The sequence below is a fragment of the Cellulophaga algicola DSM 14237 genome, from assembly GCF_000186265.1.
GTDB lineage: Bacteria > Bacteroidota > Bacteroidia > Flavobacteriales > Flavobacteriaceae > Cellulophaga > Cellulophaga algicola.
The window spans coordinates 4,390,568-4,402,803 of sequence record NC_014934.1; the positions used below are offsets into that span (position 1 = coordinate 4,390,568).

The 12,236-nt window shown below is 33.9% G+C and carries 14 protein-coding genes; 8 read left to right on the forward strand and 6 right to left on the reverse strand.

Annotated features, from left to right (window positions below):
- The first annotated feature begins 6 nt into the window (after nucleotides 1–6).
- Both CELAL_RS19050 and CELAL_RS19055 read left to right on the forward strand, forming a co-directional pair.
- Complete coding sequence (locus CELAL_RS19050; RefSeq protein WP_013552525.1) at nucleotides 7–672, forward strand: uracil-DNA glycosylase; 666 nt, start codon at nucleotides 7–9, stop codon at nucleotides 670–672.
- A 235-nt stretch (nucleotides 673–907) separates the two neighbouring features.
- On the forward strand, nucleotides 908–1,309 hold the full coding sequence (locus tag CELAL_RS19055; RefSeq protein ID WP_013552526.1) for a response regulator: 402 nt from the start codon (nucleotides 908–910) through the stop codon (nucleotides 1,307–1,309).
- 8 nt (nucleotides 1,310–1,317) lie between these two features.
- Here the strand turns inward: CELAL_RS19055 and CELAL_RS19060 are convergent, their stop codons facing one another.
- The 6 genes from CELAL_RS19060 to CELAL_RS19085 form a co-directional block, all read right to left on the reverse strand.
- Nucleotides 1,318–2,169, reverse strand: coding sequence for a substrate-binding domain-containing protein (locus CELAL_RS19060; RefSeq protein ID WP_013552527.1), 852 nt, complete (start codon nucleotides 2,167–2,169; stop codon nucleotides 1,318–1,320).
- Nucleotides 2,169–3,038, reverse strand: coding sequence for a nucleoside phosphorylase (locus CELAL_RS19065; protein ID WP_013552528.1), 870 nt, complete (start codon nucleotides 3,036–3,038; stop codon nucleotides 2,169–2,171). Before CELAL_RS19065 ends, CELAL_RS19060 begins: the two co-directional genes overlap by 1 nt.
- 1 nt (nucleotide 3,039) lies before the next feature.
- Nucleotides 3,040–3,972: a hypothetical protein gene (locus CELAL_RS19070; RefSeq protein WP_013552529.1), complete on the reverse strand. Its 933-nt coding sequence runs from the start codon at nucleotides 3,970–3,972 to the stop codon at nucleotides 3,040–3,042.
- A gap of 74 nt (nucleotides 3,973–4,046) precedes the next feature.
- Complete coding sequence (locus CELAL_RS19075) at nucleotides 4,047–4,376, reverse strand: translation initiation factor (protein WP_013552530.1); 330 nt, start codon at nucleotides 4,374–4,376, stop codon at nucleotides 4,047–4,049.
- Nucleotides 4,377–4,396: 20 nt separating this feature from the next.
- A complete protein-coding gene (locus CELAL_RS19080; protein WP_013552531.1) occupies nucleotides 4,397–4,843 on the reverse strand; it encodes a DUF1572 family protein in 447 nt (148 codons plus the stop codon).
- 5 nt (nucleotides 4,844–4,848) lie between these two features.
- Entirely contained in the window at nucleotides 4,849–5,799 is a 951-nt protein-coding gene (locus CELAL_RS19085; RefSeq protein ID WP_013552532.1) for an isopenicillin N synthase family dioxygenase, read from the reverse strand.
- A gap of 121 nt (nucleotides 5,800–5,920) precedes the next feature.
- Here CELAL_RS19085 and CELAL_RS19090 point away from each other — a divergent pair, with 121 nt between their 5' ends.
- The 6 genes from CELAL_RS19090 (at nucleotide 5,921) to CELAL_RS19115 (ending at nucleotide 12,236) form a co-directional block, all read left to right on the forward strand.
- Nucleotides 5,921–7,897, forward strand: a complete 1,977-nt coding sequence (locus CELAL_RS19090) for an alpha-ketoacid dehydrogenase subunit alpha/beta (protein ID WP_013552533.1) — start codon at nucleotides 5,921–5,923, stop codon at nucleotides 7,895–7,897.
- Nucleotides 7,898–8,048: 151 nt separating this feature from the next.
- Nucleotides 8,049–8,528 carry a lipocalin-like domain-containing protein gene (locus CELAL_RS19095; protein ID WP_013552534.1) on the forward strand — a complete coding sequence of 160 codons (480 nt, stop codon included), beginning with the start codon at nucleotides 8,049–8,051 and terminating at the stop codon, nucleotides 8,526–8,528.
- 4 nt (nucleotides 8,529–8,532) lie between these two features.
- Nucleotides 8,533–9,225 carry an OmpA family protein gene (locus CELAL_RS19100; protein WP_041558353.1) on the forward strand — a complete coding sequence of 231 codons (693 nt, stop codon included), beginning with the start codon at nucleotides 8,533–8,535 and terminating at the stop codon, nucleotides 9,223–9,225.
- Nucleotides 9,226–9,310: 85 nt separating this feature from the next.
- Complete coding sequence (locus tag CELAL_RS19105) at nucleotides 9,311–10,432, forward strand: NAD(P)/FAD-dependent oxidoreductase (protein WP_013552536.1); 1,122 nt, start codon at nucleotides 9,311–9,313, stop codon at nucleotides 10,430–10,432.
- Nucleotides 10,426–11,163 (forward strand): methyltransferase domain-containing protein, encoded by a 738-nt coding sequence (locus CELAL_RS19110; RefSeq protein ID WP_013552537.1) that lies wholly within the window; start codon nucleotides 10,426–10,428, stop codon nucleotides 11,161–11,163. Before CELAL_RS19105 ends, CELAL_RS19110 begins: the two co-directional genes overlap by 7 nt.
- A gap of 17 nt (nucleotides 11,164–11,180) precedes the next feature.
- The gene (locus tag CELAL_RS19115; RefSeq protein WP_013552538.1) at nucleotides 11,181–12,236 is read left to right on the forward strand and encodes a type III polyketide synthase; all 1,056 of its coding nucleotides are present in this window, start codon (nucleotides 11,181–11,183) and stop codon (nucleotides 12,234–12,236) included.

The following is a 12,236-nucleotide window of genomic DNA, read 5'->3' on the forward strand; positions in this document are numbered from 1 at the left end:
TCAAAAATGATAGGGAATATTCATAAAAGCTGGAACAAACATTTAAAAGAAGAGTTTAATGCTCCTTATTTTAAGGCTCTTACCACTTTTGTGACAGAAGAATACCAAACACAGACCTGTTACCCAAAACAAGAAGAAATATTTGCAGCATTTAATCATTGCTCATTTGAAGAAACCAGAGTAGTTATTATTGGGCAAGATCCTTATCATGGACCCAACCAAGCTAATGGCTTGTGTTTTTCCGTTCATGATGGAGTTACGCACCCGCCTTCATTAAAAAATATCTTTAAAGAATTATCTACTGATATAGATAAGCCATATCCTACATCTGGAAATCTAGAGAACTGGGCGAAACAAGGGGTTTTACTACTAAATGCAACACTAACGGTTAGAGCTCACGAAGCTGGAAGTCACCAGAAAAAAGGGTGGGAAGTATTTACTGATACTATAATTAAGAAAATTAGTCAAGAAAAATCTGATATTATTTTTTTATTATGGGGAGGTTTTGCTAAAAAGAAGGTTAGGTTAATTGATAGTGACAAACATCATATAGTAACCAGCGGGCACCCATCTCCTTTAAGTGCAAATAGAGGCTACTGGTTTGGAAATAAATGCTTTAGCAAAACCAATCATATACTTAACAAAATAAATCAAAAGCAAATTACATGGTAATTAAAGACCATATGCTCAAATTTTCTACCATCAAAATATTACAATTATAACATTTCAAACAAAATATCCGGTTTTTGTAACTAATTTACCATATATTAAAGCTCTAAATTGACAATTCCTGCTAATTTTCAACATTATTATTAAGAATCTTTAAAAATTAAGTAACTATTCATTATTTATCTCGTTTAAAGATAAATTCTCAATATTTTTGACCCAACCAAAAAACACAACCATAATGAATATTAAATCTATCATACTCGTAGATGATGATGAATCTACAAATTTTATAAATAGTGTCTTTATAAAAAAACTAGATATAGATGTAGATGTCTATAAAGCATTAAATGGAGAAGAAGCCTTACAAATTTTAGAGGAAAGTTTAGAGGATTCAGATTTTTTCCCCTGTTTACTTACGCTAGATATTAACATGCCTGTAATGAACGGTTGGGCATTTTTAGAACGCTACAAAAAGTTAACGACTACGATAAAAGACAATTGCGTTATTGTAATGACTACAGTCAGTGAAGACGATAAGGATTTAATTAGAGCGACTGATAATGAAGATGTTAAAGAATTTTTTCAAAAGCCCATGTCTGATGAGAAATTCAGTGCTTTATTAAATAAATATTTTATATAAGCTTAATTTTATTTACGCAGTAGTAATGCTTCTGGCTTTAATTTTTTTTCAATTAAATTTAAATCAAAGAGTGTATCCTGAACTTTTTTAAGCGTTGAAACTTTTAGTTTGGATTGACTCCATTTTGTAATCTTCAACCACTCTTTTATATCCTCTAGTTCTTGACCATAAGCATTGGCAAGTGTTTTATCTATACTCGGAATATTTTTAAATTCTTCAGTATACCGATTAATAACCTCCGTAATATGATGGATTAAGGTAGCGTTATCTGCTATAAACTTATCAGTAGCGGCTATTACAAAACATGGCCAAGGGGTAGGGCAATCATCAATACGCCTAAAAACCCCACGATCTACTAGAGGTTTGGTCGTAAATCTTTCCCACATAAAGTAATCCGCGGTTTTATTCGTTAAGGCCTCAATAGCTCCATCCAAATTATTAATTACCTCAAATTTCAATTTTTTTGGATCCCAACTTTGATTATCAGCGTTTACATACGCCATTAGATGGCTTCCACTGCCAAACCTACTAATTGCCGCTGTAGTTCCTTTTAGGTCTGTAATAGTCTTATAATAGCTAGCTGCTGCCACATGAATACCCCAAAGTAGCGGCGTAGAAATAAATTCTTGAACTATTTTTACGGGATTACCTGCAGAAATACTTTTAACAATACCTTCCGTTAGAATAATAGCTAAATCGGTTTCATCATTTTCAAGCATTTGACACATTTTACCTGTGCCCTCGGGAATATCTGACCAACTTAAATCAATACCTCGTTCTTTAAAAGCATTTTCTTCTATAGCCATATGCCAAGGAAGATTAAAATGCTCAGGAACGCCAATAATTCTTACCTTTTTCATTATTCCGTAAGTTTATTCAAGGTAAATTTAATTAGTTTTTCGGTAGCTACTGTAGGGTTCGTTAAAAACTCTCCCGTACTTCTATTTGCTAAAATACAATTTAAAGATACTGCTCTATGTCCTAATAATTTTGCCAAACCATAGATACCAGAAGTTTCCATTTCTAAGTTTGTAATTTTCAAACCCTTATAATCAAAAGAGGCCAATTTAGCATTTAGATTTTCATCTTCTGTTTTCAAACGTAGTTTACGGCCTTGAGGACCATAAAAACCAACATTTGTAGCCGTAAACCCTTTATGCATTTCATCAGACATAAAAAGAGCCGCAAGGTCATGATCACAAGAAACTACGTATGGTGTAGACTTATCTTTAGACCAATCCGTATGTTTCATAAAACTATTCTGAAGCGCTTCATCTAAAATATGCTTTGCATCGTAAAAACGTAGCAAACTATCAAAACCAATAGCTCGTTCACTCAAAAGAAAATCGCCTACTTCAATATTTGGCTGAATAGCACCTGTAGTACCTATTCGTATAATATCTAATTGCTTTTTATGCTCATTAATGGTTCTTGTATCAAAATTGATGTTAACCAAAGCATCCAATTCATTTAGTACGATATCTATATTATCTGTTCCAATTCCTGTAGAAATTACAGAAATTCGTTTTCCGTTTAAGGTTCCCGTATGGGTATGAAATTCTCGTTTCCCTTTCTTTACTTCTATGGTATCAAAATATTTTGACACTACAGGTACACGGTCAGGATCTCCAACAGTAATAATGGTGTCTGCAAGATCTTCTGGTACTATATTTAAATGGTAAATGCTATTGTCAGCATTTAAAACTAGTTCTGATGCTTTTAATTGCATGTTATAATTTTAAAATTTTATTCGTAGTTGAATTGTAAAGGAAATTATATTTTAAAGCACCCCCTAGATAAAAATCGTTCTCTTGGATACAAGAGTAATAACTAGTTTCTCCTTGTAAAATTAATTTTCCTTTCTGTGTTAATTTTACAGGATTAAAGGAAGAGAATAATGGTTTTAACCTTCCTATAGCACGTTTAAATTGTGAATCGCCAAAACCTAAAATTCCCTGATCATTCAGTAATATCGTCATGAAATCTCCTTTATTAGCAGGCATTTTATCGACCGCTAATTGCAGAATTTTAGATTCCATATCATTTAACCCATTTTTTACAGATGGAAAACGATGTAAATGCGCTTGAATGCTTTCTTCAAGGTATTTAAATTGAAAGTTATTAAAATCTGTAAGATTTTCCAATCGAATAGGATTATCGCTGCAATAAAGCTGCCATACATAATCTGCATATTCTATATCATCTAAGCTAAGTACAACTTTGTTTTTATAAAGATTTTTTAGTTGGGCATCCGTTAAATCATTTAACCCATACTTCGCATCTGTTTCATCTTCTTTACCACTACAAACCAAAGATATTTGAGCGTATTTACGGTGCGTCTTAAGCCAACTTATTACAGCCAGCATATTAATCTGACAGAATAGATCGTACTCAAACCACAATACAATCTCATCTTCCTTTTTATGGTTACAAAGTGATCTGTATTCTTTTAAGGTTTTTTCTATAAATATAGATTTTGAAACCTTATAATTCTTGTTTAAAAACTCAAATCGTGTTTTCCAAAAATTCTCACTCCCCACATTACTTTCTGTTTTGCCTTCGCAAAGCATTTCGCGCCAAGTAATGATAGCACCAGGCACATCAAGAGTTTTTAATTTATTAGTGAAAATATCGCCGTTTGTTATGTGTAGTAGGGAACTCATTTAGGGTTTATTTAAAAATTAAGGGATATAAATGTACTATTAAAAGTAAAGCTACAAAAGAGAATTAACAGATTTCATCCGCCCACACGTTTAACTTTAAAACCTTTCTCTTTCAATAAGGTCATGATTTTATCTCTAAAATCTCCTTGGATAATAATAGCACCATCTTTAAAACTACCGCCAACACTTAGTTTTGTTTTTAATTCTTTAGCCAATTTCTTAAAATCATCATCGGCGCCAGTATATCCTTCAAGTATGGTAATAGGTTTTCCTTTTCTCTTTTCGTATTTGCAAATGATAGGATCATCTTGCATCCAAATTTTAGCACCAGAACTAGGCTTTTCTGGTATCTTTTCTTCTTGATGCTCTGGAAAAAAGTTTTTTAGTTGATCTTTCAAGTCCATTTAAAAGGTATTAAAATATTTTATTCAAAGAAACGTCTGTGATAATTTACTTGTCCTAAATGATAGGATAGATGCGTCGCTAAATGTGTTAAATAATAATCAATCGTTGTAATCTCTTCTTTTGAAGGAATTTTTGGACTATCATTCTTTAAATCAGCTTCTTTAATAGTTTCTAACGATTTTTCTATTGCTATAATTGTATCATCAACCTGTTTTATTAAAACAGGCCGACTACTATTTTTAAAAGAAAATTCTGCTTCTCTATTTCTTATATAATTTGTTTTACCAAAAGGCACACAAATTAATGCGTTTAAATTACCTACGATATGCAAACATAAGTTTCCTGCTGAATTGGTAATACTCTTATCTACTTTCCACAAAGAAGCTTCTTCTTTATAGCTTTCAATTTCTACTTTAAGTTTTAATAAATCTCGTTTAAAAATAATTTTTAATGTTTCTAAAGACATTTAGGTTATTTTTTTATCAACCCTAATTCTATCAAACGCTCCTGTAAATAGTCTCCCGCAGTTATATCTTCATATAATTTAGGGTTTTCTTCATCAATACAATTCTCTAAGCATTTTAAAGACATTTCACCTACGGGATGCATAAAAAATGGTACTGAGTAACGAGAAGTTCCCCATAATTCTTTAGGAGGATTCACCACCTGATGTATTGTAGATTTAAGCTTATTGTTAGTTAACCTTGATAACATATCTCCCACATTAATCATTAATTCTTCTGGTTTTGCTATAGCATCAACCCATTCGTCTTTATGATTTTTTACTTGCAAGCCTTTACCATGTGCCCCCATTAATAAGGTGATAAGGTTAATATCGCCATGTGCTGCAGCTCGCACTGCATTTTTAGGTTCCGATGTAATTGGAGGATAGTGAATAGGTCTTAAAATAGAATTCCCATTTTTAATATAATCATCAAAATAGGTTTCTTCTAAATTTAAATGCAAAGCCAAAGCTCTCAAAACATATTTTGCTGTTTTTTCTAACATTTTATAGGTTTCTTCACCTACTTCATTAAAATTAGAAAGCTCTTTAACAAGTACATTAGCCGGATATTCATTTTCTAATTTGGGATTATCTACAACGTACTGACCAAAATGCCAAAACTCTTTTAAATCACCTTCCTTCTTGCCTTTTGCATGTTCTTTTCCAAAAGAAGTATATCCTCTTTGACCGCCAATACCCTCTATTTCATAGGAGTCTTTAACGTCTTGTGGTAATTGAAAAAAACTTTTAATTTCTTCATACAAACCATCGACTAATTTATCAGACAAAAAATGGCCGCTAAGTGCTACGAAACCAATATCTTCGAAAGCACTTCCTATTTCTTTTATAAATTTTTCTTTTCTCTTTGGATCCCCAGATACGAAATCTTGCAAATCTACACTTGGAACAACACTCATATAATAAAAATTAAAAATCAAATTTAACTAAAAATAAGTGAATTCTCAATTGTTAAGAATGTTTTTGTTCTGAGCCAAATTTGTTACATTTATAGTACGCCACAAATCCGAATCAAAAGTTATGAAGTACACGGACTATACAATCTCTGATCATTCAAAAATTCAATTGTACAAACAACTTTTATTACCTCGTATGATTGAGGAAAAAATGCTAATTTTATTACGACAAGGAAAAATAACAAAATGGTTCAGTGGAATAGGTCAAGAAGCAATTTCTGTTGGTGTTACTGCTGCCTTACATGTCGATGAATATATCTTACCCATGCACCGAAACCTAGGCGTGTTTACCACTAGAAACATTCCTTTATCTAAATTATTTTCCCAGTGGCAAGGCAAAGCTAATGGCTTTACAAAGGGAAGGGATCGCAGTTTTCATTTTGGATCTCAAGCCTACAAAATAATTGGTATGATTTCTCATTTAGGACCGCAACTAGGAGTCGCAGATGGAATAGCACTTGCCAATGTTTTAAAAAAAAATAAACAAGTTACCGCTGTTTTCACAGGCGAAGGTGCTACAAGCGAAGGTGATTTTCATGAAGCCCTAAATGTTGCTTCAGTGTGGAATTTACCCGTACTTTTTTGTGTTGAAAATAATGGATATGGATTATCTACACCTACAAACGAACAATTTAAGTGCAAAAATATTGCCGACAAAGGTATTGGGTACGGTATGGAGTCACATATTATTGATGGCAATAATATTTTAGAAGTATTCTCTAGAGTTAATGCTATTTGCTTAGACCTGAGAGAAAACCCAAGGCCTGTTCTATTAGAGTTTAAAACCTTTAGAATGCGTGGTCACGAAGAGGCGAGTGGCACAAAATATGTCCCACAAGATTTACTGGATACTTGGGAAAAGAAAGACCCGATAGCCAACTATGAATCCTATCTCATAGCCTCTAAAATTATTTCATCTGACAGTGTTGCGCATCTAAAAACAAAAATACAGCAAGAAATAGAGGATGAGTTACAAATAGCCTTTCATGAAGAAGAACTGCTACTTGATCCAGAAAAAGAGCTGCAGGATGTATATGCTCCTTATAGGTATAAGGAATATCCTAAAAATATAGCTACTGAAAATATCCGATTGGTAGATGCAATATCCCAAAGTTTAAAACAAGCTATGGAAAAACATGACAACTTAGTCATTATGGGGCAAGATATAGCGGAATACGGAGGTGTTTTTAAAGTTACAGAAGGTTTTGTTTCGCAATTTGGAAGAGAACGGGTTCGGAATACTCCCATTTGTGAGTCTGCCATAATCTCTGCTGCTATGGGGTTATCTATTAATGGAATGAAAGCTATTGTAGAAATGCAATTTGCCGATTTTGTGAGTAGCGGATTTAATCCCATCGTTAATTATTTGGCAAAATCGCACTACCGATGGGCAGAAAAAGCAGATGTTGTTATTAGAATGCCCTGTGGAGCAGGAGTAGGAGCGGGTCCTTTTCATTCTCAAACCAATGAAGCCTGGTTTACCAAAACACCTGGGCTAAAAGTAGTATACCCTGCATTTCCTGTGGATGCAAAAGGCTTACTAGCCGCCGCTATTAATGATCCTAATCCCGTACTCTTTTTTGAACACAAGGCTCTTTACAGAAGTCTTTACCAAGAAGTGCCCACCGCCTATTACACATTACCATTAGGAAAAGCTGCTGTATTAAAAGAAGGAACCGCGCTTACTATTGTTTCCTATGGAGCAGCAATACACTGGGCCTTAGAGGTACTAGAAAAAAATCCGGAAATTAAAGCAGATCTTATAGATTTGCGAACATTACAACCCTTAGATTCTGAAACTATTTTCAACTCTGTTAAAAAAACAGGTAAATTAATTATTTTACAAGAAGACAGCTTATTTGGCAGCCTTGCTAGTGAAATTTCTGCCTTAGTTATGGAAAATTGTTTTGAATATTTAGATGCCCCTGTACAGCGAATAGCAAGCTTAGACACGCCAATACCATTTTCTAAAACATTAGAACATAATTATTTACCCAAAGATAGATTCTTAAAAGCTTTATTGGCCCTTTTAGCCTATTAAGTATTCGTGCTAAAAAATTATTTCATCGAATTAAAAAATTCTACATACTAATATGATCTTGCAGGCGTTTAACAACGGTTTAACATAGTTTATTAAATACCTTTATACGATTTTTACGTATATAAGTTTTACCTAAATAAAAATAATTATTATGAAGAAAATTTTAATACTGAGTTTACTTTTTAGTGTACTTTTAAATTCTTGTATTGCACCTAAAGCAGCAAGAGAAAAACGTAATTTAATTAACGGAAACTGGCAACTAACGAATGTTTCTTTTGAAGGGAAACCAGGCAGTTTTAAATCTATTTTATTTAATGATGCATTAGATATCTGTTTTGAAGGTAGTAATTGGTTTTTTAGAGAAAATAACAGTACTGGAAGTTACACAATTACACAGTCTACCTTATGTAATGGGGGAGAGCGATTTATTCGTTGGTCCGTAGTGGAAAATGATTATGGCACGAGTCAGTTACAATTTAAAGCAATTGATGAGAAGAAGAAAGATATCTCAGGAGGTTATGGATATCGTTTAGATATTGATGCACTTACAGCATCAAATATGAAATTAAAATCAAATGTGATGGCTAATGGTGAACAAGTAGCTGTAGTTTATGAATTTACAAAACAATAAAATGATGAAAAATATAGGTTTAAAATTAAGTACGGTTATACTAGCTGTTACATTGACAGTTAGCTGTAGCGCAGTTAAAAATGCAAACAATAAACAAAAAGGTGCCGTAATTGGTGCCGGTAGTGGCGCGGCTATTGGTGGTATCTTAGGAAATAATATTGGAAACGGTAATAATACCGCTTTAGGTGCTATAATTGGTGCTGTTGTAGGTGGTGCAGCTGGTGGATACATTGGTAACCGTATGGATAAGCAAGCAGAACGTATAGAAGAAGAAATACCAGGTGCAGAAGTTACTAGAGTAGGTGAAGGGATTAATGTTGTATTTAACGAAGATGCTGGTGTATATTTTGACACTAATAAATCTGTAGTTAAAGGTACATCTGCAACTATTTTAGATCGTTTGGTTGGTATTTTAAAAGAATATCCAGATTCTAATATTCTAGTAGAAGGCCATACGGATAGCGCTGGGCCAGCAGATTACAATATGAACCTATCAAAACAAAGAGCAGAATCTGTAACTAGTTATTTAAATACACACGGAATCTCTTCTAATAGACTGACTACAAAATGGTACGGTGAAACACAACCAAAATCTGATAACAGCACAACTGAAGGAAAAGCAAAGAACCGTAGAGTGGAAATGGTTATTGTTGCTAGTGATGAACTAAAACAAGAAGCGCTTCAAAAAACAAACTAATTTGTAGCACTTTTTTCAATGATATTTTAAATAAATCCTGGCGTTACTGCCGGGATTTATTGTTTAAATAAGTATCTTCACTAGTGTGAAAACATATGATACAATTATTATTGGTGGTGGTTTAGCTGGACTTACAGCTGCAATTCATTTGACACAAAATAACCATCGTGTACTTGTTTTTGAAAAACAAGAGTATCCCCACCATAAAGTATGTGGAGAGTATGTTTCCAATGAAATTGTACCCTACTTAAATACATTAGGCATCTCTCTATCTGATGCCGTAGCCATAGATACACTGCAATTTTCAACGGTACAAGGAAACACTATTACTACAAAACTACCATTAGGAGGTATAGGTATTAGCAGGTATGCCTTAGATTTTTCTCTTTATACCCGAGCCCTAAAGCTAGACGTTACTTTTATTTTTGAAGGGGTTAATTCGGTAGATTTCACAAATAACATTTTTCATGTTAAAACAGATTCAGGTAGGGTGTTCACATCCAAAACAACGATTGGTGCCTTTGGAAAACGTTCAAATATGGACAAGCATTTGAACCGTAGTTTTATGAATAAAAAATCTTCCTGGCTAGGGGTAAAAGCACATTATCAATTACCAGATTTTCCCGAACATCTTGTTGCATTACATAATTTTAAAGGAGGTTACGGCGGGTTATCAAAAACAGAAACAGGAGCTGTTAATTTTTGCTATTTAACTAACTACAAGAGTTTTAAAGACTCTAAAGGTATTACTAACTTTAATGCAAGAGTAGTTTCAGAGAATCCGTTTTTACGTAGCTTTTTAGAAGATGCCATTCCTATTTTTGATCAACCTCTAAGCATAGCACAAATATCTTTTGAGAAAAAAGAAGCCGTAGAAAACCATATGCTTATGTGTGGTGATTCTGCTGGACTCATCCATCCACTTTGTGGTAACGGAATGGCCATGGCAATACATAGTGCAAAGATCGCAAGTGAGCTACTCGTGGTTTATTTAAACTCCCCAACACCCAATCGAAAACTACTAGAAGTTGACTACAAAAATAAATGGAATAAAGCCTTTAAGCATCGCCTTTGGATAGGACGAAAATTACAGTGGCTCTTACTCCACAACAACCTATCAAATATAGCCATGAAAATTGTAGCAAAATCTCCAAAACTCTTGCAGTTACTTATCAAACAAACCCATGGAAAACCTATCGTATGTTAATTAATTTATCAGAAAGAAGCAACCAGCCCGAGTTGATGGATAGTTTTGAGGAGCCCATAGGCTCCTTAGAACTCGTTTTCCAAGATATTAACAGTGTAAATAGTCTGTTGGGTGGCAATAACATCACGATGAAGGCTATTCTACAATTGATGGATACTCAAAAAAAAGAACAGTATACCATTGTAGATATGGGATGCGGAGATGGTAACATGCTAAGAGAAGTGGCTTTATATTTCAGAAAACATAAGCTAAAGGCTTCTTTTATAGGCATCGACCTAAATGAAAAAGCCCTTGAAATTGCCCGAAAAAACGCTAAAGAATTCCCTGAAATCAGATTCCTTTACCAAGATATTTTAACGCTTAAAGAAGAAGATTTAAAATGTGACATATTGATAAACACGTTAACCATGCATCATTTTACTGATGATCAAGTACTCATTTTCTTAAATAAGTTTACTAAACTTGCTCAAATAGGGGTCGTGATCAATGATTTACAAAGAAGTAGATGGGCCTACTATCTTTTTCACCTGTTTAGTGCTATTTTTATAAAAACAAGAATTGCTAAGATTGATGGCTTAATCTCCATACAAAGAGCTTTTATCAAAAAGGAGCTGAAATCATATGCAAAAAAACTGCCTAATGTTTCTCATGACATACAATGGAAATGGGCATTTCGGTATTTATGGGTCATGAAACCAATAAAAAAACAAAGTACAAGTCACATAGTTTAAGCTAGATAAAAGAACACATGAATGACGTTAAAATAATATCGGTTGCAAAGCAACTTCCTGAATACAGCAGAACAACTGCCGAAATTCTACCCTTAGTAGAAACTTGGCTTGCAGGTCAAGAGGAACGTTTTCAGCGTAAGGTGGTAAAGATTTTCGAAGGTGCTGCCGTAGATAAACGCTATAGTATTATGGCTCCGGAAGAGGTTTTTGTAGCCACTTCTTTTGAAGATAAAAATAAAATCTATGTTCGAGAAGTCAAAAAATTAGGAAAGCAGGTATTACAAAAAGCCTTAAAAAAATCTAATTGGGAACCAGATTCTCTGGATTATATCATCACCGTGAGTTGTACAGGCATCATGATTCCTTCTTTAGACGCGTATTTGATTAATGATTTAAATTTAAGACAAGACATTGTTCGCCTCCCTGTCACAGAAATGGGTTGCGCTGCAGGGGTATCGGGACTCATTTACGCCACCAATTTTTTAAAAGCTAATCCAAACAAAAGAGCAGCCGTTATAGCCGTAGAGAGCCCCACAGCCACATTCCAATTAGAAGACTATTCTATGGCAAACATGGTCAGTGCTGCTATTTTTGGTGATGGTGCTGCTTGTGTATTATTATCTTCGGAAGAAGATGCTATAGGACCTAGAATTATTGGGGATGAAATGTATCATTTTAAAGATGCCACCCATATGATGGGGTTCGATTTAACCAATAACGGCTTGCAAATGATCTTAGACCCTGCCGTACCCGCTACTATTGCCGCTCATTTTCCAGAAATTGTCCATCCATTTTTAAAAAAGAATGGAAGTGCTATTGAAAAAGTGGATCATTTAATTTTTCATCCTGGCGGACGTAAAATAGTACAAACTGTAGAAGAACTTTTTGGAGCTTTAGGAAAAAACATTGATGATACACGAGAAGTGCTTCGCCTTTATGGTAATATGAGTAGTGCTACCGTTTTATATGTATTAGAGCGTTTTTTAGAAAAAGAAATTCCCAAAGGAGAACAGGGTTTGGTTTTGAGTTTTGGACCTGGTTTCTCTGCACAACGGGTTTTATTAGAGTGGTAA